This window comes from Candidatus Tisiphia endosymbiont of Melanophora roralis (assembly GCF_964026575.1).
Lineage (GTDB): Bacteria > Pseudomonadota > Alphaproteobacteria > Rickettsiales > Rickettsiaceae > Tisiphia.
In genome coordinates, this window is record NZ_OZ032161.1 from 45576 (window position 1) to 66190 (window position 20615).

The 20615-nt window shown below is 33.3% G+C and carries 20 protein-coding genes; 7 read left to right on the top strand and 13 right to left on the bottom strand.

The annotated features are described in order from the left end of the window. Nucleotides 1–299: 299 nt before the first annotated feature. Genes AAGD53_RS00210 through sdhC form a run of 3 tightly spaced genes read right to left on the bottom strand, consistent with a single transcriptional unit; the run spans nucleotide 300 to nucleotide 2002 of the window. Nucleotides 300–1193: a HEPN domain-containing protein gene (locus AAGD53_RS00210; protein WP_341762826.1), complete on the bottom strand. Its 894-nt coding sequence runs from the start codon at nucleotides 1191–1193 to the stop codon at nucleotides 300–302. Nucleotides 1194–1214: 21 nt separating this feature from the next. Next, nucleotides 1215–1598, bottom strand: a complete 384-nt coding sequence (gene sdhD / locus AAGD53_RS00215) for a succinate dehydrogenase, hydrophobic membrane anchor protein (protein WP_341762827.1) — start codon at nucleotides 1596–1598, stop codon at nucleotides 1215–1217. A 14-nt stretch (nucleotides 1599–1612) separates the two neighbouring features. After that, nucleotides 1613–2002 (bottom strand): succinate dehydrogenase, cytochrome b556 subunit, encoded by a 390-nt coding sequence (sdhC, locus tag AAGD53_RS00220; protein WP_341762828.1) that lies wholly within the window; start codon nucleotides 2000–2002, stop codon nucleotides 1613–1615. Nucleotides 2003–2459: 457 nt separating this feature from the next. On the opposite strand from sdhC, the gene AAGD53_RS00225 reads away from it, so the two are divergent. Both AAGD53_RS00225 and AAGD53_RS00230 read left to right on the top strand, forming a co-directional pair. Next, the gene (locus AAGD53_RS00225; RefSeq protein ID WP_341762829.1) at nucleotides 2460–2681 is read left to right on the top strand and encodes a hypothetical protein; all 222 of its coding nucleotides are present in this window, start codon (nucleotides 2460–2462) and stop codon (nucleotides 2679–2681) included. Next, on the top strand, nucleotides 2662–3009 hold the full coding sequence (locus tag AAGD53_RS00230) for a type II toxin-antitoxin system PemK/MazF family toxin (protein WP_341748052.1): 348 nt from the start codon (nucleotides 2662–2664) through the stop codon (nucleotides 3007–3009). Before AAGD53_RS00225 ends, AAGD53_RS00230 begins: the two co-directional genes overlap by 20 nt. Nucleotides 3010–3222: 213 nt before the next feature. Here AAGD53_RS00230 and AAGD53_RS00235 read toward each other — a convergent pair whose 3' ends face one another. Next, on the bottom strand, nucleotides 3223–5889 hold the full coding sequence (locus AAGD53_RS00235; protein WP_341762830.1) for a palindromic element RPE1 domain-containing protein: 2667 nt from the start codon (nucleotides 5887–5889) through the stop codon (nucleotides 3223–3225). 108 nt (nucleotides 5890–5997) lie between these two features. On the opposite strand from AAGD53_RS00235, the gene AAGD53_RS00240 reads away from it, so the two are divergent. Then, nucleotides 5998–7302, top strand: coding sequence for a UDP-glucose dehydrogenase family protein (locus AAGD53_RS00240; RefSeq protein WP_410521122.1), 1305 nt, complete (start codon nucleotides 5998–6000; stop codon nucleotides 7300–7302). Continuing rightward, the gene (gene dnaE / locus AAGD53_RS00245) at nucleotides 7292–10876 is read left to right on the top strand and encodes a DNA polymerase III subunit alpha (protein ID WP_410521105.1); all 3585 of its coding nucleotides are present in this window, start codon (nucleotides 7292–7294) and stop codon (nucleotides 10874–10876) included. The genes AAGD53_RS00240 and dnaE overlap by 11 nt, the downstream gene beginning before the upstream one ends. Before the next feature lie 519 nt (nucleotides 10877–11395). Here dnaE and AAGD53_RS00250 read toward each other — a convergent pair. From AAGD53_RS00250 to coxB, 5 genes are read right to left on the bottom strand one after another with little or no spacing between them, the layout of a single operon-like run. Continuing rightward, a complete protein-coding gene (locus AAGD53_RS00250) occupies nucleotides 11396–12157 on the bottom strand; it encodes a gamma-glutamyl-gamma-aminobutyrate hydrolase family protein (RefSeq protein WP_341763365.1) in 762 nt (253 codons plus the stop codon). A gap of 10 nt (nucleotides 12158–12167) precedes the next feature. Continuing rightward, a complete protein-coding gene (locus AAGD53_RS00255; RefSeq protein WP_341762832.1) occupies nucleotides 12168–12608 on the bottom strand; it encodes an RDD family protein in 441 nt (146 codons plus the stop codon). Between the two features lie 4 nt (nucleotides 12609–12612). Beyond that, nucleotides 12613–14229: a cytochrome c oxidase subunit I gene (gene ctaD, locus AAGD53_RS00260; protein WP_341762833.1), complete on the bottom strand. Its 1617-nt coding sequence runs from the start codon at nucleotides 14227–14229 to the stop codon at nucleotides 12613–12615. 8 nt (nucleotides 14230–14237) lie between these two features. After that, nucleotides 14238–14855 (bottom strand): CatB-related O-acetyltransferase, encoded by a 618-nt coding sequence (locus AAGD53_RS00265; protein ID WP_341762834.1) that lies wholly within the window; start codon nucleotides 14853–14855, stop codon nucleotides 14238–14240. 10 nt (nucleotides 14856–14865) lie between these two features. Further along, nucleotides 14866–15675 carry a cytochrome c oxidase subunit II gene (coxB, locus tag AAGD53_RS00270; RefSeq protein WP_341762835.1) on the bottom strand — a complete coding sequence of 270 codons (810 nt, stop codon included), beginning with the start codon at nucleotides 15673–15675 and terminating at the stop codon, nucleotides 14866–14868. A 184-nt stretch (nucleotides 15676–15859) separates the two neighbouring features. Here coxB and AAGD53_RS00275 point away from each other — a divergent pair, with 184 nt between their 5' ends. From AAGD53_RS00275 to AAGD53_RS00285, 3 genes are all read left to right on the top strand, one after another. After that, the gene (locus AAGD53_RS00275; RefSeq protein WP_341762836.1) at nucleotides 15860–16612 is read left to right on the top strand and encodes a YebC/PmpR family DNA-binding transcriptional regulator; all 753 of its coding nucleotides are present in this window, start codon (nucleotides 15860–15862) and stop codon (nucleotides 16610–16612) included. Nucleotide 16613: 1 nt separating this feature from the next. After that, the gene (locus tag AAGD53_RS00280) at nucleotides 16614–17348 is read left to right on the top strand and encodes a sugar phosphate nucleotidyltransferase (RefSeq protein ID WP_341762837.1); all 735 of its coding nucleotides are present in this window, start codon (nucleotides 16614–16616) and stop codon (nucleotides 17346–17348) included. Nucleotides 17349–17706: 358 nt separating this feature from the next. Next, complete coding sequence (locus tag AAGD53_RS00285) at nucleotides 17707–18012, top strand: hypothetical protein (RefSeq protein WP_341761934.1); 306 nt, start codon at nucleotides 17707–17709, stop codon at nucleotides 18010–18012. 46 nt (nucleotides 18013–18058) lie between these two features. Here AAGD53_RS00285 and AAGD53_RS00290 read toward each other — a convergent pair whose 3' ends face one another. The 4 genes from AAGD53_RS00290 to dapA all read right to left on the bottom strand — a co-directional run bounded on the left by AAGD53_RS00290 (nucleotide 18059) and on the right by dapA (nucleotide 20613). Further along, nucleotides 18059–18286 (bottom strand): HU family DNA-binding protein, encoded by a 228-nt coding sequence (locus tag AAGD53_RS00290; RefSeq protein WP_341761935.1) that lies wholly within the window; start codon nucleotides 18284–18286, stop codon nucleotides 18059–18061. 3 nt (nucleotides 18287–18289) lie between these two features. Then, nucleotides 18290–19204, bottom strand: coding sequence for a signal peptide peptidase SppA (gene sppA, locus AAGD53_RS00295; protein WP_341762838.1), 915 nt, complete (start codon nucleotides 19202–19204; stop codon nucleotides 18290–18292). Between the two features lie 67 nt (nucleotides 19205–19271). Beyond that, nucleotides 19272–19730, bottom strand: a complete 459-nt coding sequence (gene smpB, locus AAGD53_RS00300; RefSeq protein WP_341758213.1) for an SsrA-binding protein SmpB — start codon at nucleotides 19728–19730, stop codon at nucleotides 19272–19274. Further along, complete coding sequence (dapA, locus tag AAGD53_RS00305) at nucleotides 19717–20613, bottom strand: 4-hydroxy-tetrahydrodipicolinate synthase (RefSeq protein WP_341762839.1); 897 nt, start codon at nucleotides 20611–20613, stop codon at nucleotides 19717–19719. The genes smpB and dapA overlap by 14 nt, the downstream gene beginning before the upstream one ends. Nucleotides 20614–20615: the final 2 nt, after the last annotated feature.

Sequence of the window (20615 nt, forward strand, 5' to 3'; positions counted from 1 at the left end):
TCCTTTTGTTCATAGTACTCTACATTTTTCTATAATCGTCATAGCAAGGCTCTTTAGATGCCGTGGCAATCTAGGTAAACAGCGAAGCTGTTTTTTAGAGTAACGCTTCGCGTATCCTAGATTGCCACAACTGTCGAAAGTTCAAAAATCGTCATTGCGAGGAGGCATAAGCCGACGAAGCAATCCATTTTTGGTTACTTTTATGGATTGCTTCGTCGACCTACGGTCTTCTCGCAATGACGTTGACCATATACAACATTTAGGGTGCTATGCCTTTTGTTACAGAATATATCATATATTTATTCTTGACTAAGCTTTTCCAAACAAATTTTTTCAGTAATTTTTTGCAATTTCTCTACCCGGTCGATCAAATAAAGCAACTGTTCCTTAGTTATCTTGTAGTTTTTGTCATATCTTGCTCTAACATAAGCATCACGAAGTAATGTAAAACATTCTTTTTGCTCTTCACTTTCATATGGAAATATTCGACAAAGGTCATGATAAAAAATCCGTGCGCTTTGGTTTAGTTCTAATAAATCATGTAATTTAGGTTTATAACCATCAAATACTAACAAAATAGCATTATAAAAACTCTCAGTAGCTTGATGAAGCAAAAAAGCTGATTCGCGATAATTGTCATCTTCAAAAAAAGCCTTGATTCCAATAAATAGTTTTTTTCCTCTACCAAACCAATTTTCATATTCTTCTGCAGCTATTGGTCTGCGATCGTGCCATGGCAAGTCCTTAGCTTCCGATAGTACAAATTCATCACTATCATATAGTAGAATTCCTTCTGTTCTAATATCACGAAAAAAATACTTACCTTTTTCAAGTTGGTCATTTACAAAGTGGATAGACTCAACTATTAGTGTCACGGATGGTTGTGTCATGGCCACTAATCGGTCTGTATTAATATCTATTGGGAATTTTCTTTCTAATCTTTTTTCTATATTATGTTTTAAGTTAATAGCTTGATATCCAGCATATTTTCTTTTCTTTAAGACCAATAACAGATCTATATCACTCTGATAATACTCCCTTGAGGATAGATCTTGTACCCAATCACCTCTAGCATAGGAGCCAAATAAAATTATCATTGCTATTTTTGATCTTCCAGAAGCTAGAATTTCTTGGACAATAATGTCTAATCTTTCTTTAATAACTAATGAACGTTTAGGTAATGTGGTTTTCATAAGATTATTTTTATTAATCCATCAGATTACTATAACATAAAATAATGCTACCACTAAGAATGCAATCGTTATAATGCAAAATATTTTAAGTAATATAATTAACCCTGTGCGAAGCTTAATACAACTAATATAATCTTCAATTACCACACGCATACCAAGCATTGAATGATAGAAAGCAGTAATAAGCAATATTCCTAAAGGGACAATATTGTAAGGTCTTTGTAAAGTACTAACAAAATGAGTAAAACCCTCTCCAGTAGTATATTTAATAAAAAATATTAGCCAAATAGAACAAATTGCCAAAATAATAGCTGTTATTCTTTGATGCAACCAGTGACTCGAACCACTTTTTGCCGAACCAACCCCTTTAGCTTTCGCCAAATCTGTCCTTAAATTATTATTCATATAGAGGCCATAAGTTAAATTAACAACCAAAAAACTAACGTCATCAATATCGAAGCTACTACCACAAACCAACCTGTGAAGTTAATAGCCCTTATTGAAAAGCAATGCCCACTATCCCAAATTAAGTGACGCACCCCATTACATAAATGATAAAACCATGCAAAACTTATGAATATTAGAGGAATTCTAAGCAAATTACATTTAAAGCACTGTAAATATTCAGGATCAAATTTGCTAAAAGCTAATAAAATAAAGCACCACGACAATATTGATAGTCCAAAAAATAAGCCTATCCCCGTTATACGATGCAAAATAGACAAAACGGTGCTTATCTGCTTTTTATATATCGTCAAATGAGGAGAAGTAGGCCTACTATTATAAATTTCCTGCTTTGTTTTTATCATAAGTTTCTGTCATAAATTATCTATAGGTGTAATCTATATCCTGAAATAAATTCAGGATATAGTATACTCAAATAATTTGAAGAATTGGATTTGAAAATGAATGGTGAGCAGGCGTAGCGTACATATAGTATAGTTACGCATGCGAATCCATGATATTTTCAAAAAACAATTCTTCAAAGTAGAAGAGTATATACTGCTCGTAAATGAAGAGTTGATAGACGAAGATCAAAATCATGAAGTGCTAGGAGTCAAAGGGTCGAGGAGCGGAGCGTACATTTAGTACGTGAGCACCGAAGATCCCTGAAGACGACAACGCAATTCTTGATTTTCATCGAGTATACCTATAACTCTAAATAGCAACAGTATAAACGCTAGTTAGAAAATACTCAAGTTTTCATATTGTATTGTATTGTATTGTATTGTACAATAACTATTATACAATAATGAAGTTAATTTTATGAGAACGATGAGTATTAGTTTAAACGAGACCTTATATGATAAATTAAAATATATGATTCCTTCTAAAAAAATTAGTAACTTTGTAAGCAATGCTATTGCTAAAGAATTAGAAAAAAAGGAACTGGAACTTACTTTGGCATATAAAGATGCAGAGCAAGATAATGAACGTCAAAATTTGCTAAAAGAGTGGGATGCAATAGATGACATTAGTAAAAAATAAAGAAATAATACGAGGCAATATTTATTGGGTAAATCTTGATCCAACAATTGGAACTGAAATTCAAAAAACAAGACCTGCAATAGTTATATCTAATAATATTCAGAATAAAATATCTAGTAGAGTAATAATTATCCCCATTACCTCAAATATTAATAATATTTTTCCTTTTGAAGTAAGAGTTACAGTTAACAACAAAACTGCAAAAGCATTAACTGATCAAATTAGAACCATAGATAAATCTAGATTGGGAGAGTTTATAGAACAGTTGAATAAAACTGAGATTATTAATATTGAAAAAGCTATTAAAGTTACTTTAAGTTTGACTTAAGTAATACCATTTCCCAAAACTAAATTGCTACTCGGAGTACGAGTGTCGAACACCGGAGCGTATACTGCTATGATTTCAAGAATTGGGTAGACGATAGTATAACTTCAAGAAGAGCTAGGAGTGTCAAAGTCGAGCTGCTAGGCGTACATTAGTACGTGAGCAGCACAGATCTTTGGTCGCGGGAACGCCAATTCTTGAAGTTCACCGAGTATATTACTCCTTATACTTCATCTCCATAGAGTAAGGCACAACCTTTGAAAATATTTTACCAATTATTGGTACTTTAGTGATAACGTTACTTGCAAAAAAGAAAGAAGGTATTACATTACCTTTAAGCTTCATTTGATGTTTATTAGTATCAATTGTACCTTGCATTGTAAAATCAAAAAATGGTCCGGTAGCTGATGTATCAGCAATATTTATGGTATTACCTATATAACTAAATCTACCTGTCATGTTCCTAAACATGATATCCTTATTATTTAATATAAAACTCATAAAACCTGGGAAAGAAACAACCGATACCATTCTAGTAAGAAAAGGCACATCGGTAGTAACAAAGTGCTTGATATCAAATGTTCCATCTACGATTGGTATCACTTCTCCCTTTTTGGCATCATATCTTTTTGTATCAAGTGTCAGATTTATAATACCAGATTTCATTTTATTATACATACCAATACCTCTAAATAAAGCTCCAGCATTATCACAGGTAACTATCCATTGTTCTAGATCTTTTTTATCTGTAAGTAGCATTTTAAAAGATCTAGTACCAATTTTTGAATTTAAAGAACCAGAAAAACATTTTATTTTATTACAATCAATTTGTAAATTAAGCTTATCAAGCATTATATTATTTTTTAACCTTACCCTATCTACATCAACTGTTAAATGAATATTTTTTGCATCTCCTTCTTTCTCTAAGAATTGCATCATATTAGATTCAGACAAATCTAGTTGTCTTCCCTGAATTTTAGCATTCAAGCTATCTTTACCTAAAAGCAAATTCCCCACTAGATCAGTCGTATTATACTTTATTACAGGTAAAGTAACATCATACTTATCTTCTGCTACTTTAACCTTACCAACTATTTTTAAGTTATTTTCTCCCGAAAGATTAAAATCAATATCACCATTTAGGTTATTATATAACTTGCCAGTTAAAGTAAAGTTAGCTTCACTACCAAGTTTTTTATGTATAGATATTTTATCAATATAAAATTCTAAGTTTTTGAGGTTAGTATTGGCTTTAATTAAGCTTTTCCCATCTTTTTGCTCTTTATATTCAAAATCTAGGACACTATTACCTGAGATTAACTTTAATATACCAACCTTTTGGTTATTACCCACAATGGTAGTTTTTACTTTTAATAGATTCTGATAATCATCTTGGTTATTATCAGTGACATTAACATCGATAAGTAAATTACTGTCATAACCATTAATTTTACCTATACCGATCAAATTTACCTTATCGCCATTAAATGTTCCAGTTATTTTAGCATTTTTTAATATGACATTGTCACTAAATGCTTTGCCATTTACTCCCGTTATTATTGTAGAAATGTCATAAGTATTTTTGATAACTGGGCTAATCGGTATTATTATGCCAATTTTTGAATTAGCAATTCCAGTAATCTTTTTAAGATCGATCCCTTGTTTTTTTACCTTGTTATAATCCTCACTTGATATGAAATCAATTAAATCGTTAACACTCCCCTTAGCATTAGCATTAACGATAAAATTTGATTTATCCATCCCTTGCCAATCAAAAGTTATTATCCCACCCGAAATAAGACTATCACTACTATATGCTTGATTTAATATGAACTTAACAGATAGCCCAGATATAGTAACATCAGTATCAATTTTTCGTAAAGGGGGATAGTCCTTATCATATTGATATTCAAGATCTACAACATGCAGCTTGGCCTTCAATGCAGTTTCTAGGGAAATATTCTTTTCTAAAGAATTTTTATCAAAATTAAAATTAAATTCTCCATTTCTAATATAACCACCTTTCATATATTCCTGTAGAAATAAAATTACTTGATTATCAGGAATAATTTTCTTAGCAATTTGATAAATCATTATAGGAATATTCTGAGCATTACCAGTTGTTTGAATTATGCTACCATCCAATACACTATTGAATAATAGATAGGCTTTATCACCAAACTCTAGTTTGCAATTGATCGATTTCTTAGAAGCTCTAGAAATTTTACTGTTATAGGAACAAAATCCTTCACCATCAGGTAATTTTTCACCATAACTATCAAGCAAAGAAATATTTTTTATAGGACCTAAGTTTAACTGTGTTTCAATCTTATTTTTAAAAAAATCCACAATGGATCTAGCAGATATTTGAGCATTTATTACTGGTTGATTATCTTTAGAGATTAAGGAAAAACTATCTATATCAATAGTACTAAGAATAAAAGGCTTGGTTGTTATATCATCAATAGTTCTCTTTCGAAACTCTACTTCTGCTGGTAATTTATTCGTCGCTCCGGTACTCGAATCCTCACGTACATCTAAGTACGCTGCGGTTCTGCGTTCCGTGGCTTCTTTAAATTCCTCAGCATAAGCGAGTTTCGAAAGAGAACTAATAATAAAACTGATTTTGAAATTAGTAATTTCACCTTGGGCGTTATTTGCTAAATCCATAAAGATTTTATCGATTGATAGAATATTATTTCTTACTTGTAAATTCTTAATCCGTATTTTCATAGCTTTTTTATCAAGGTAAAATTCTATTACCTTCTTAATTGGCCTATCTAAATATCCCTTACTACTACTTAATATTAATAAAGTTAAAATTACTACAATTGTGCAAACTATTATGCTTAGGTTAATAAAAAATCTTTTAATGAGCATCATCTTGTTATTTAGTACTTGATCAGTTAATATATACTTTGCAGCAATATAGCACAACAAACTTGTTGCACTAAGTATATACTGAAAAAAATTTGAAAATTATTTATGAATATTAGACTTCATTTTATAGGCACTGGTTACGTTGGATTAGTATCTGGCGTAATGATGAGTTACCTAGGACACGACGTTACTTGCTTAGATACCGATATTTCTAAAATCGATCAGCTTAAAAAAAATATTTTACCAATTTATGAACCAAAATTAGCCAAGTACCTACCGCCATTAGTAAAGTCTAGTAAGTTGAAGTTTACAGCCAGCTACTCGGCTGAATTAAGAAATGCCCAAGCGGTATTTATTACAGTAGGAACACCACCACTACCTTCAGGGGAGGCAGATTTACAATATATTTTTACTGCTATAGATAATTTATGTGAATGGATCAACGATGATTGTTTGATTGTTATTAAATCAACTGTACCTCCAACAACATGTAACCAAATTATTGATTATTTAAAAAAAAGAAATCTTAAATTTCCTGTTGCCTCAAATCCTGAATTTCTTAGAGAAGGTACTGCTGTAGATGACTTTTTAAACCCTGATAGAATATTAATTGGCACAAATAATAAACACGCAGAAGATTTATTAAAAAAGATATACTTGCCTTTGACTACAAAGAATATATCTCTTATATGTACTGATTTGGTTACTGCAGAACTTACCAAATATGCCTCAAATGCTTTCTTAGCAACAAAGATTGCTTTTATTAATGAAATGGCAAATTTATGTGAGAAAACTGGAGCAAATATCAAAGAACTTTCGATTGCTATGGGACTCGACAAGAGAATAGGTAAAGAATGTTTAAATGCTGGACCTGGATTTGGTGGTTCATGTTTTCCTAAGGATCTCTTAGCACTTTCACAAATAGCAGGGCATTATCAATGTAACTTACAAATAGTTAATTCTGTTATAAGTAGTAATGATCAGAGGGTCTATGACATGGCGGATAGGATTCATTATATCATAAATGATAATTTGACTAATAAAAATATTACTGTATTGGGTCTTACTTATAAGGCTGGTACAGATGATATTAGAAGCAGCCCTGCCATTAAAATCATCAAAATCCTAGTTGATAAAGGAGCTAATATCAGGGCATTCGATCCAATAGGTATGGATAATGCTAAAAAAGAGCTAAAAAATATATTTTTTGCCGATTCAGCACTTAGTGCTTGCCAAAATAGTGATATAATTGTAGTGACAACCGAATGGTCGGAGTTTAAAGATTTAGATTGGTCGCTTATTCGCCATCAAGTTAAATCTCCTATAATTATTGATTTCAGGCATATTCTTAACGGAGATATGCTCAAATCTCTTGGGTTTAAATATTATACTATTGGTACGCAATATGAAGTTTGATTTTATTCACTTAAGAGTACAAAGCTCATACTCATTTCTTGAGAGTGCCTTAACAATTGATCGTATAGTAGAGCTGGCACAATTACACAAAATGCCAGCGATTTGTTTAGCAGATAAGGGTAACTTATTTGGCTCACTAGAGTTTGCTTTGAGTAGCTGCAGGGCGGGGGTGCAACCTATAAATGGGGCAATTGTAAACGTTGCTTTTACTAAAGATAACTTTTGTGAAATGGTGCTGATTGCTAAAGATGAGGTAGGTTACAAAAATTTACTAAAAGCAGTTAGTGCTAGTTTCACTGAAAATGATCGCAAAATTTGTAATCATATTACTTTTGATGATTTAGTTAAGTACCATGAAGGGCTTATTATCTTATCCGGTTATACTGATGGGATAATTGGCAAAAGCCTGATTGATGGAAACAAAGAATTAGCCATTTTTTGGACCACTAAGCTACAAAGCATTTTTGGTGATCGTTTCTATTTTGAGATTATGCGGCATAATTTAGCAATAGAACAATCTATAGAAGCAAATTATATAAAAATAGCCGATGACCTTGGTATTCCACTAATTGCTACCAACAAAGTATTGTTTAGCGATGTTAACATGCATGATGCACATGATGTATTATTATGTATATCTGCTGGTGTTAGCAAAGAAGAGGAGAATCGTAAAAAGGTTAGTACTGGATGTTATTTTAAATCACCAAAAGAAATGCTAGAACTTTTTAGTGATTTACCTAATGCTGTACAAAATACCGTCCATTTAGCCCAAAGATGCCACTTTATGGCACATGCTAATCCACTAATGTTACCAAATTTCTCTAGTCTAGATATTAATGAAATAGATCTAATTAAGCAAAACTCCACAGCAGGGTTACTATCAAGACTTGATACAAAATTTAAATGGGAGAATATTGCCATAGATAAACAGCAAGATATTAAACAACAATATCTAACTCGTCTTAATTATGAACTAGATATTATTTGTCGAATGGATTTTGCTGGCTATTTTCTTATAGTCTCTGACTTCATAAAATGGAGTAAAGAGCAAGGTATTATGGTAGGACCTGGTAGAGGCTCTGGGGCGGGATCAATAGTTGCCTGGAGTCTTCTTATCACTGATCTTGATCCTATTAAATTTGGTCTACTATTTGAGCGTTTTTTGAACCCTGAACGTATATCAATGCCAGATTTTGATATTGATTTTTGTCAAGAACGACGAGAAGAAGTTATTAATTATGTACGTTCTAAATACGGAGATAATAAAGTTGGTCAAATCATCACTTTTGGTAAGATGCAGGCAAAAGCCGTTATCAAAGATGTATCACGAGTTCTTGGCTTACCTTATAAATATGCCGAATATCTAACTGAGCTTGTGCCATTTAATGCTGTTACTCCTGTTACATTAAATCAGGCTATAAAGGAAGTAAAGGAGTTGAACAACGCCGCCCATGGCAACGGTCTATATAATTTAGATGGTCAAGATGAGCTAATAAAACAAGTATTGGATACATCCTTAGTGCTTGAGGGACTTAACAGGCATGCTTCTACACATGCAGCGGGAATCGTTATAGCTGGCAAAGATTTAGTAGAAATATTACCAGTTTATAAAGACCTAAATTCGGATATGTTGGTAGTACAATATTCCATGAAATATGCTGAGATTGCTGGTTTAATTAAATTTGATTTTTTAGGTCTGCAAACTCTGACTGTTATTACTAAATGTCTAGAATTATTAAAACAGCAAGACATAAATATTGATTTTAGTAATATGCTATTTGATGATCAAAAAACTTATGAACTGCTGTGTAGTGGTAGAGCTACCGGTGTTTTCCAGTTTGAAAGTAGTGGAATGCAGGATGCTTTAAGACGTCTTAAACCTGACTCCATCCAAGATATAATAGCGTTAGGAGCATTATATCGCCCTGGTCCTATGGATAATATCCCAACTTATATTGCTTGTAAGCACGGTTTGCAGCTACCAGATTACTTGCATGAGATGCTTAAACCAATTTTAGAAGAGACTTATGGAGTTGTTATATATCAGGAACAGGTCTTAGAAATTGCCAAAGTAATTGCTGGCTATAGCTTAGGTGGAGCAGATTTACTTCGTAAAGCCATGGGCAAAAAAATAAAATCTGAAATGGCAGAGCAAGAAGAAACTTTTATTAAAGGTGCGATAGCTAACAATATTTCACGCCAGCAAGCAGAGTCTATTTTTACAACAGTGGCTAAATTTGCTAGCTATGGCTTTAATAAAGCACACGCATCAGCTTATGGTGTAATATCTTATCAAACCGCCTATCTGAAAGCAAATTTTCCAGCCGAATTTTTGGTAGCTTGCTTAAATCTTGAATTAAATAATCATGATAAAATCAATCTATTCATGCAAGAAGCTAGAAATAACAACATTACTATTATTCCTCCTAATATCAATCTTTCCACTGGTTATTTTAGTACTACTCATGAAGAAGGAAAGACATTTATCATCTATGCCCTAGGTGCTATCAAAAGTGTCACAGCTACTTTTGGCAAAATATTAGCAGAAGAAAGAGTTAAAAATGGTAAGTTTAAAAATATTATAGATTTTATTGAGAGGCTACCGCTTAAATCTATTAATCGAAAATTATTAGAGAATCTTATTAAAGCCGGGTGTTTTGATACGTTACATTCTAATCGTAATCAGTTACTGTTAAGTATCGCTAAACTTTTAGCTTATGCCTCTTCCTACCATGCAGAAAAAATTTCTGATCAATTTAGCCTGATTAAGGTAAATTCTGCAAGTCAACAAGTGTTAATTGAAGCAGAACCACTTGATAATAATACTGTCTCTTCTTATGAATTTGAAGTATTAGGACTATTCATTACGCTACATCCATTATCAAGATATCAAGATTTGCTAGCTAGGCTTAATATTGCAACATCACTTGACTTACAAAATGATAGTGGTTCTACTTCTAGTAGGCAGATAAGGATAGCTGGGGTAATACAAAAAAAAGATTCACGTATGTCATCTCGTGGAAGGTTTGTAACCTTACAACTATCCGATCAATTTGGTATTTTCGAATTAACTATTTATAGTGAAGAAATACTTAAAAATTTCGTTCACTTACTTGACATTCAATGTTTAGTTGTAGCACACTGTGATTTGTTTAAGGATGCTGGGGGAACAAGGTTAATCGCTAAAAGCTTCACAACTATTGACGATATAATGAATGAAGAACGACTAGAGATAAAACTCTATCCACAAAATCATTATGAACTATGTCAAATCGTTGATTTGCTTAAAAAGCGTATTAGCCCTGAACGTAGTAATACAAGAATAATTTTATTGCTTAAAGTAAGTATACAAGATGAATTTCAAGAGTTGGCTAGGTGTACGAGTGGTGAGCGGACTAGGCGTAGTCAAACCGTTGTTCCTACGCGAAGTCCCATCGGGCCACAACGCCAACACTTGAAAGGCAAAGGGTATATAAATAATAACTTTACTGCTCGAGTCCATTTACCAGAAATTTTATGTCTAGAAACTGAAGATTTTGAATTTTTAAATCGGTTTATGCTAGGTTCTAGTTAACCTGAATTCGATGTAACAAGTTACATCGAATTCAGTATTATATATAGAAACAATCAGGTTTGAAGCGGTTCTACACCTGATTGTTAAAATATAATACTCCATTCAATATGTGATTTTAATAATTAAAATCACATATTGAATGATGAAAAAAGTTAAAATGCACCCGCAGAACCGCTTCAAGAGTGCATTTTTCCTTATAACAAAGCCAGTTCGATATAAGAATTATTAATTCTTATATCGAACTGAGTTTAGTTAATTCCCTAGATTTTACCTCATTCTATGTAAGAGATCGTTTTAACAGTCTCGATGTCATCCCATAACTGTTGAAAGTTAAAAAATCGTCTATTAGCGAAATGCTGTTGTAATGCTTAAACCGTCATTGCAAGAAGCGGTGACGTGGCAATCTTGTGAAGTAGTACTCAAATCACCTAGAGGCTGCCTAACAAAGGCAGATATTACTTCATGAGATTGCCACGTCGGCGATTTCATCGTCTCCCCCGCTAATAAACGGTTCTTTGGCTAAAACTTTTTCGGCTTAGCTGTAGCTTCGATCAATCCTTTAAATAAATTTAAATCTAAATCACTAGGGTTTAAATATTCAGGATGCCATTCTACTCCTATAACAAATTTGTGATTTATTGACTCAATTGCTTCAATTATCCCGTCCGGTGCTGTCGCTGCAACTCGGAGTCCCTTGCCTATTTTTCCTACTGCTTGATGGTGGCTCGAATTAACCATACAAGTTTGCTTATTTCCCGATAAGTTTGCAAGAATAGTGTTTGGTTCTATCGTTATAGAATGCGATAATGTATGTTTGGGGGCAGGTTGCTCGTGGTTAATAGCCGTAGTTACTCCTGCTTGTGACTTTATGTAATCAGGTATATGCTGGATAAGGTTGCCACCGCATACTACATTTAACATCTGCATACCACGACATATTCCAAGGAATGGCATATTCTTTTCTAGAGCTTTTTGGGTAAGTAGTAACTCAAAATTATCACGTTGGTCGTTGGTAGCTGTTCTATCACAAGTGAATTCTTGACCATAAAATTTAGGGTGAATATCCTCATCGCCACCGGGAATAATTAGCCCATCGATAATTGACAGCATCACTTCAATTGTATCATATTGATAGGGTAGCATTAAGGGGATTCCCCCAACTTTTATCACGCTATCTGCATAATTTTGCCTAATTGCATACCAAGGAAAAGTAGCATAGGCATATTTTTCAGAATTATTAGCCAAATCTAGAGTGATTCCTATTACTGGTTTTTTCTGTATCATAATAACCTTATCTTCTTACCATCCGAGTACCACAAATTATGTCATGTAAACACTTTTTTTCATCAGTACATATCATGCAGACAATACTTATAATCCCCAATATTACAGTACTACTTATTAGTGCTAATATAATAAATCTAATCAACGCTTTTAAAAAGCTTATTCGTGTACCATCCTCGTTTATGATCTTCATGCCCAATATATAACCGCCAAGAGTTGCTTGCATTGAAGATGACTCAAATATTGCCTCATATATAATTGTTAATGATAGCATTATTAATGTCGGAATGGAAGAATAGGCTAGTGCCTCGGCTATTACTGCACCGTCTAGTAGAGAGTTACTTACTAGTATCATAGTCACACAAATTAGAAAAAAAATAATTAAAATTCGATCCAAAACTACAGCAATAGATCTTCGCCAAAAGCCACAATAGATATATCCATTCATAAAATTAGTTTCCTTTATGTGATGTTTCAAAAGTATGAAATGGTGGTGGAGAGGAGATGGTCCATTCAAGAGTATCTGCCCCATCACCCCAAGGATTATTTGGGCATTTTTTCCCATATTTCAGAGTATAAATAACAATAAATACAAAATAAAGAGCTGCAATAAATGAAATACTAGCTCCGATAGATGAAACCATATTCCAGCCGGCAAACGCATCCGGATAGTCCGGTATTCTTCTTGGCATTCCAGCTAATCCCAAAAAATGCTGAGGGAAAAATGTCAAATTAACACCAATAAAGGTAACCCAAAAATGAATTTTGCCCATCATCTCAGGATATTGCCGTCCGGACATTTTACCAAACCAATAATAGAACCCAGCAAATGCAGTAAATAACGCCCCAAGCGACATAGTGTAATGGAAATGTGCTACAACATAATATGTATCATGTAAAATTCTGTCGATTGCTGAATTTGATAATATTATGCCAGTAACTCCGCCAATAGTAAATAGCAAGATAAACCCTATGGAAAATAACATAGGAGTTTCAAAAGTAATTGATCCTCCCCACATTGTGGCAATCCAGCTAAAGATTTTGATACCAGTAGGTACAGCTATAATCATAGTACCAGCAGTAAAATAGATTAATGCATTGTACGAAAGCCCAACCGTAAACATATGATGAGCCCAAACTATAAAACCAACAAATCCGATAATTACCATAGCTACCACCATACCAAAATAACCGAATATTGGCTTACGGGAGAAAGTAGAGATGACCTGACTGACTATACCAAATCCCGGTAATACTACAATATATACTTCTGGATGACCAAAAAACCAAAATAAATGCTGAAATAATACTGGATCTCCGCCACCATCAGGCTTAAAAAAAGTAGTACCAAAATTTCGATCAGTCAGTAACATGGTTATTGCACCCCCTAACACAGGAATTGCCAGTATCAACAAGAAGGCAGTAACCAAAATTGACCAAACAAATAAGGGCATTTCAAATAACCCCATACCATCAGTTCTCATATTAAAGATAGTGACAATCATATTAATTGAACCAAGAATGGAGGAAAGCCCTGTAAGATGTAAGCTTAAAATAGCCATATCCACAGCAGCCCCAGGATGTCCTACTAGACTACTTAGAGGAGGATAAAATGTCCAACCAGTACCAGCTCCTCCATCAACCAAACCTGACAGCATTAATAATATAAAAGCAGTGACAAGTAGCCAAAAACTTATATTATTTAGCCTGGGAAAAGCCATATCCGGGGCACCTATTAAAATTGGTATGAAGTAATTACCAAATCCGCCAAATAAAGCTGGCATAATCATGAAAAATACCATAATTATAGCATGAGCGGTAATTAATACATTGTATAGCTGATAATTACCACCTAGTAGATGCCCGCCGGGTACTGCTAGTTCTAACCTAAAAATAACAGAAAATAATCCACCAACAAGCCCAGCAAATATGGCAAATATAATATACATTACGCCAATATCTTTGTGATTAGTGGAAAAAATCCATCTTTGTAAACCCGTGGGGGGTTCGTGATGATCAGATATTACTTCTGCAAGAGGTCTAGTAGAGGCTTGATCTTTAAGTGTCATAATGGTTACTATTTACATTCTTTAAGTTGATTAATATCTGCCCCTACTATGACCTTGATATTTCTAGTAATTTTATCATAATCCCAATCCCACCATTTTATTTGTACTAACTCATTGATTATATCATCGGAGAATCTTTTTCTAATAATTTTACTAGGATTACCTGCAACGATAGAGTAGGGGGGTACATCCTTGGTAACCACTGCATATGCTCCGATAATTGCTCCATCTCCTATTGTTACTCCTGGCATAATGACTGCATTCGTACCAAACCACACATCATTACCAACGACGGTATTTCTTCTTTTATCAAGAGTTGGCGTATAATTGTTCCAATTCTCGAAAATAAAAAATGGATAAGTAGAAAAGCCATCCATTGGGTGATTCACATCATCCATGATGAAAATGGTTCTCATGGCGATAGAACAAAACTTACCGATAATTAATTTACACTCATGGCATCCTATGATATTATTACGCTCAAAATATTCTGGGTGCTGGTTATCATGATAGTAAGTATAATCACCTACCATTATGTTAGGATTGTGAATAAAATGTTTTAAAAATACGGTTTCTTTAACCTGTTTTGCGTAAAGATGTGGATAATGCTTGTTGAAATGTACCATAGTAACTCCTTTATTTAATTGATTTTAAGGCTAATTTTTTGTTAGTCTTCATATTCATAGAAAATTTTGATTTTGCCATAATCAACCAGTTTTGAAATTCTTCCTTACTTACCACTTCAATGGCAATTGGCATAAAACCATGATTAACACCGCAAAGTTCTGAACATTGACCATAATACACGCCTTTTTTGCTAATTTTAGTCCAAGTTTCATTGATTCTTCCAGGAACCGCATCGATCTTTATACCTAACGCTGGTACTGCAAAACTATGTATGACGTCTCCTGCCGTAATTAGAAATTTCACAGTAGTATTTTCTGGTATGATAATACGGTTATCGACATCTAATAAGCGTTTTTGACCAAGTTTTAATCTTTCATCGGTAATTAAATAACTATCAAATTCGATATTATCGTGATCAGGGTATATATAATGCCAATACCACTGATAGCCCACGACCTTAACAGTCATATCTATTTCAGGAATTTTTTCTGCAAAACGTAAAATACGAAATGATGGTATGGCAATAATAACTAAAATTATTATAGGGATTATCGTCCAAATAACTTCAATTAAGATATTATGAGAAAATTTTGCTGGAATAGGGTTGGCTTTTGCATTAAATCTAATACAAACATAGACTAGTAAAATGGTAATAAAGACAACTATTCCTCCTGATATTAACAGTAGGAAATTGTGAAACCCGTGAAGCTCTTCCATCAGAGGGCTTGCTGGAGTTTGCAACAACATTTGCCACGCCTGAGGTTCTGAGGCTAAGCAATTGTGAGCAAATAAAAGATATAAAATTACAAATTTTTTCATATTTGGTATTAGTGGGTTTGATTCTATATGCTATAGTTAGACAATATAAGACGATATATAGTTTTATTAAAGTAAAAAATAGGGTATAGTGCAAAAACTTGAGGAATTTATCATTGACTTTAAGCTGCCTTCTGATACGATTCGGCTTACTAATAAGTATACTCAAATGATTTAAGATTACAATATGGCAGGTCATTCAAAATTTAAAAATATTCAGCATCGAAAAGGTACGCAAGATAAGAAAAGGGCGAAAGTTTTTACTAAGCTAATTAGAGAAATTATCACTGCTGCTAAAATGGGAACTGATGTAAGCAATAATCCACGCCTGCGGAGTAGCATAGCTGCAGCACGCAGTCAGAATTTGCCAAAGGATCGAATAGATAAGGCAATAAGTGCAGCAAGTGATTCGAATAATAACGAACATTATACAGAGATTAGATATGAAGGCTTTGCTCCGGGTGGTATTGCAATAATAGTAGAGGCTTTAACTGATAATAAAAATCGCACAGCTGCTGAAATTAGGTCGGCTTTTACTAAATTTGGTGGTAATTTAGGTGAGACTGGAAGTAGCAGTTATATGTTTGACCATCTTGGAGTAATACAATACCCAGTGGAATTAACATCGGCAGAATCTATATTGGAAAGTAGCCTAGAGGCTGGGGCAAAAGATGTGATTTCTGAAGAAGATGCGTATTTAATCTATACAGATATTGAGGATTTTGTACAAACTCTTGAATCTTTGACTAATAAATATGGACCTCCTGAGGAATCCTATATCGGTTGGATCCCTCAGAATATCATGATTATAGAAGATAAAGATAAGGCAGAGAAGCTATTAAAATTAGTGGATCTTTTGGAAGAAAGCGATGACGTACAAAAAGTTTTTGGTAATTATGAATTATCTGATGCAATTTATCAAGCTATGAAGGATATTTAATATGGATTGCCAAATTATTGTTCTAGCTGCTGGTAATGGTAGAAGAATGGAATCTTCGTTACCAAAAGTAATGCATGAAGTTGGTGGTAGACCTATGCTTGATAGGGTGCTAACAAATGCCAAAAAAGTGACTAACGATGTTATCTTAGTTCACTCATTGCAATTAGAAAAATATATTTCTTCTTATAAAGAGGTTTGTAAATTTGCATTGCAGCTAGAACGATTGGGTACTGCTCATGCGGTATATACTGCTTTAGACTTAGTTGATGACAATAAAATTGTAGCAGTGCTTTACGGAGATAATCCTTTAATCACCGCAAATATTATTAACGATTTATTAGACCACCTAATTTCTACAAATTCAGCCATTACAACGTTATGCTTTAGACGTGATAACCCCGGACAATATGGACGAATAGTTACTGATGAACTAGGAAATTTTTTAAAAATTGTGGAATTTAAAGAAGCAACGAGTGAAGAACAAGCTATGACAATTTGTAATTCTGGTATTATGGCTTTTGAAGCTGGTATATTAAAAAAATATTTACCTTCTATTTTTTTAGAAGAAATTGATAGAACAAAAGAGTTATATTTGACCGCCCTTGTAAAAATAGCTAAGGATAGCGGAGAAAAAGTATCATATTTGCTATCTTCAGACCACGACATAGTGCTTGGAGTAAATACTAAACAGGAGCTAGAAGAAGCTAATAAAACTATTGCTAAGTTAATGGGCTAGGTAATACACACAAAATTCTTCAACGTCATTGTGAGGAGTCGCGAAAAAGCGGCGACGCGGCAATCTAGGATACGCGAAGCGTATTAGAAAAAACAGCTTCGCTGTTTACCTAGATCGCCACGGCACCTAACGGTGTCTTGCGATGATGGTTATACAAAAAATGTAGGGTGCTATGCCATGTGAGACGCGATACTAAAACATTTTCAATACAAACATATTTCTAAAAAATATAGTTTTTATTGAGTGTTTTAATGTTACAAATTAACCTCAAACGTTAAATTAATTGGCAACTTGGGTTAAAGAATTAGATGTAGACGTTGATTACAGCCTAATTTGAGTAAGTAAAAAGTCAAAAAATATGCCAAACCCAATAACTTACACAATAGAAAACTTAAGCGATGCACGAGAGTTCTTATCCAAATTCCATAATCCGGTTATTTTAACTAACAAAAGTGGTAGCACGAGATATTATGGTATGCTAGTGTGGGATTATATTTTTAAAAAACTAATTGAAGAATTTCCCCAAATCGTAAAAATTATTGTTAATGTAGGAAACGATCACGCAGCTTTATTTACCGCTATCAAACTTAATTACCAAAATATAGTTTATACTGGTAAATCAGCAGAGGCTAGAAAGTTGGCTTTGGCTAATAGTATAACATGAGAACGCGAATTCGGGATAAGAATTATTCCCTCCCTTTTCCAAAAGCCTAGCGATGTCCACGATAATAGACAGTTTTATATGACCGCTCACTATTGGGAAATTTCCGCTCCCTAATTGAGAAGCTACCGAAGCCTCTAATTTCAATACGATTTTGCTCAGCGAGGCTAGACTGTAAATAATCAAATACCAAATCTATAGAATCTTTTATATCTTCCTTAGAAAGATAATTAAGTTCCTTAGATATTTTATCCACTAAATCAGACTTTCTTGCCATAAATTAAAAAATTGCCTTTATCCCTTGAAATTTATTTTTAAAAAAACTTGGTAAAACACTATCAAAATCCTCCATGATAATTTCAAGAAATTTTGATTTCGGTTTTATTTTAAATTCTTTTACCTTCAAATCTTTATCAATTTTTTTGACTTCCTGTAACCATTTAATCGCATCATCCTCAGAACCCAGAGCATCAACAAGTTTTAGTTTCAAAGCTTGGCGACCAGAATATATCCGACCATCAGCTATTTTTTTAACTTCTTCAATTGCTAATCCCCTTCTTAAAGCAACGAGTTCAATAAAATAATCATAAGTATCCTGTACATTAGACATTATAGCCTGACGAACAGCTTCTGTAACTTTCTCAGTAGGATTAGGAGCGGCTTTTAATTCCCCGGATTTAAAATTATTGAAGGTAATACCTAGTGTCTTTGCTAAATCTGTGACTTCTAGAGTTTGGAGAATCACACCAATTGAGCCAGTAATCGTTCCATTATGACTAATTATGTAATCCCCTCCTAATGATATCAAATATCCTCCACTCGCTGCCAATGTACCCATAACAATCACTACCGGTTTTTTTGCTGATATTTTTCTGAGTATATTGTAAATTTTCTCTGATCCAACCACAGTTCCACCAGGAGAATTGACATTAACAATTAGAGCATTAATCTTATCATCATCAATGATTTTCTCCAATCTTTTATCACGTTTTGTATCCTCAAAAATTATATCTTCTATTGAAACTGCAGCTATATAGTTACTATTAGTAGTTACATATTCAGAACTTGACAAATCAAATTTCTTAATCATCACAACAATTAAAACTATAAACATTAAAATTGTTGCTAACTTCCACAGCCTTAATTTTAATTTATTTTGCTTTCTTTCAATTATGTAGTCAGGAGTTATTGTCATTAACTTTACCTATTTGTTTATATGGAAGTATAATGGGCGCTTTAGGCTCTAAGAAGTCAATTTTATCCTACTTCGCACGCATAATCCGCCCCTGATCCCTCTTCCAATCTTGTTCTTTAATAGACTGTCTTTTATCATGTAATTTTTTACCTTTTGCTATGCCTAACTCAACTTTTACTTTATTTTTTTTATTGAAATATAAAGAAAGAGCAACAAGAGTGTAGCCTTTTAGGCGAATTTTACCAATTATTTTCTTTATTTCACTAGAATTAAGAAGCAACTTACGAGTCCTTCTAGTCGAATGATTAAATCTGTTAGCTTTGTCATATTCCGCAATATGGCAATTATATAAAAACACTTCATTTGCAGAATTTTCTGCATGACTATCTTCTATACTAGCTTTTCCTTGACGCAGCGATTTAACTTCACTCCCGGTTAATATTATGCCAGCTTCAATTTTTTCTTCAATAAAGTAATTGAAATATGCTTTTTTATTTTGTGCTATTATTTTCTTATATTCCGACATAGTCCATAGCTTTATTTACTTTTTCCTCAGTAACTTTCAACGCTGAAGTTAAAGGAAGCCTTAACTCGTTAGAACATAATCCTAATCTGCACGCTGCATATTTCACTGGTATAGGGTTTGTTTCTGCAAATAATGCTTTATATAAGGGTAGTAACTGCTGCTCTATTCGCAGAGCTTCTTTATAATTACCAGCATGACAATTATCCTGTAATTTCTTGCACAAACTAGGTGCTATATTAGAGGCAACAGAAACGCACCCTACTTCTGATTGAGCATTATAAGATAACGCTATTCCATCATTACCACACAATAAGTTAAAATCTTTGCTTACAGCAGCCTTAATTCTCAAAGGACGTTCTAAATCATTACCTGCATCTTTAAAAGCTACAATACGTGGTAGTTTACTGAGCCTAACTATCGTGTCATCTGAAAAGTCAACCACAGTTCTACTAGGTACTGAATACAGCATTATGGGCAAATTACTTGCCCTATCTATAGAAGCATTATGTATAGCTTCAAAATGTAAATAAATTCCTTCTTGCATGGGTTTTACGTAAGAAGGAATACTACACATAAGCCCATCAACAGGAATTTTTGTACATATTTTTATCATATCTATGGCTATACTGGTAGTAATAGCGGAACAACCTGCTATTATTTGGGTACGGTTTTTAGTAATTTCTACAGCTATTTCTAACAAAGATTGATATTCCTGTAAACTTAAGCTAGGCCCTTCACCAGTAGAACCAGCAATCACTACTCCATCAACTTTATTATCAATTTGATAGTTAAGTATTTTCTCCAAAGAAACAAAATCTAATTTATTATCCTTAAACGGGGTTATAATGGCTGTAATAAGACCTTTAAATATATTATTGTTCATCG

What these genes read in the sequence shown, in the direction of transcription:
- AAGD53_RS00255 (WP_341762832.1), bottom strand. Translation starts at nt 12,608, where the DNA reads ATGAATGGATATATCTATTGTGGCTTTTGGCGAAGATCTATTGCTGTA.
- AAGD53_RS00210 (WP_341762826.1), bottom strand. Translation starts at nt 1,193, where the DNA reads ATGAAAACCACATTACCTAAACGTTCATTAGTTATTAAAGAAAGATTA.
- dapA (WP_341762839.1), bottom strand. Translation starts at nt 20,613, where the DNA reads ATGAACAATAATATATTTAAAGGTCTTATTACAGCCATTATAACCCCG.
- AAGD53_RS00235 (WP_341762830.1), bottom strand. Translation starts at nt 5,889, where the DNA reads ATGATGCTCATTAAAAGATTTTTTATTAACCTAAGCATAATAGTTTGC.
- dnaE (WP_410521105.1), top strand. Translation starts at nt 7,292, where the DNA reads ATGAAGTTTGATTTTATTCACTTAAGAGTACAAAGCTCATACTCATTT.
- sdhC (WP_341762828.1), bottom strand. Translation starts at nt 2,002, where the DNA reads ATGATAAAAACAAAGCAGGAAATTTATAATAGTAGGCCTACTTCTCCT.
- AAGD53_RS00265 (WP_341762834.1), bottom strand. Translation starts at nt 14,855, where the DNA reads ATGGTACATTTCAACAAGCATTATCCACATCTTTACGCAAAACAGGTT.
- AAGD53_RS00230 (WP_341748052.1), top strand. Translation starts at nt 2,662, where the DNA reads ATGACATTAGTAAAAAATAAAGAAATAATACGAGGCAATATTTATTGG.
- AAGD53_RS00285 (WP_341761934.1), top strand. Translation starts at nt 17,707, where the DNA reads ATGCCAAACCCAATAACTTACACAATAGAAAACTTAAGCGATGCACGA.
- ctaD (WP_341762833.1), bottom strand. Translation starts at nt 14,229, where the DNA reads ATGACACTTAAAGATCAAGCCTCTACTAGACCTCTTGCAGAAGTAATA.
- sppA (WP_341762838.1), bottom strand. Translation starts at nt 19,204, where the DNA reads ATGACAATAACTCCTGACTACATAATTGAAAGAAAGCAAAATAAATTA.
- AAGD53_RS00280 (WP_341762837.1), top strand. Translation starts at nt 16,614, where the DNA reads ATGGATTGCCAAATTATTGTTCTAGCTGCTGGTAATGGTAGAAGAATG.
- AAGD53_RS00290 (WP_341761935.1), bottom strand. Translation starts at nt 18,286, where the DNA reads ATGGCAAGAAAGTCTGATTTAGTGGATAAAATATCTAAGGAACTTAAT.
- AAGD53_RS00275 (WP_341762836.1), top strand. Translation starts at nt 15,860, where the DNA reads ATGGCAGGTCATTCAAAATTTAAAAATATTCAGCATCGAAAAGGTACG.
- AAGD53_RS00225 (WP_341762829.1), top strand. Translation starts at nt 2,460, where the DNA reads ATGAGAACGATGAGTATTAGTTTAAACGAGACCTTATATGATAAATTA.
- coxB (WP_341762835.1), bottom strand. Translation starts at nt 15,675, where the DNA reads ATGAAAAAATTTGTAATTTTATATCTTTTATTTGCTCACAATTGCTTA.
- sdhD (WP_341762827.1), bottom strand. Translation starts at nt 1,598, where the DNA reads ATGAATAATAATTTAAGGACAGATTTGGCGAAAGCTAAAGGGGTTGGT.
- smpB (WP_341758213.1), bottom strand. Translation starts at nt 19,730, where the DNA reads ATGTCGGAATATAAGAAAATAATAGCACAAAATAAAAAAGCATATTTC.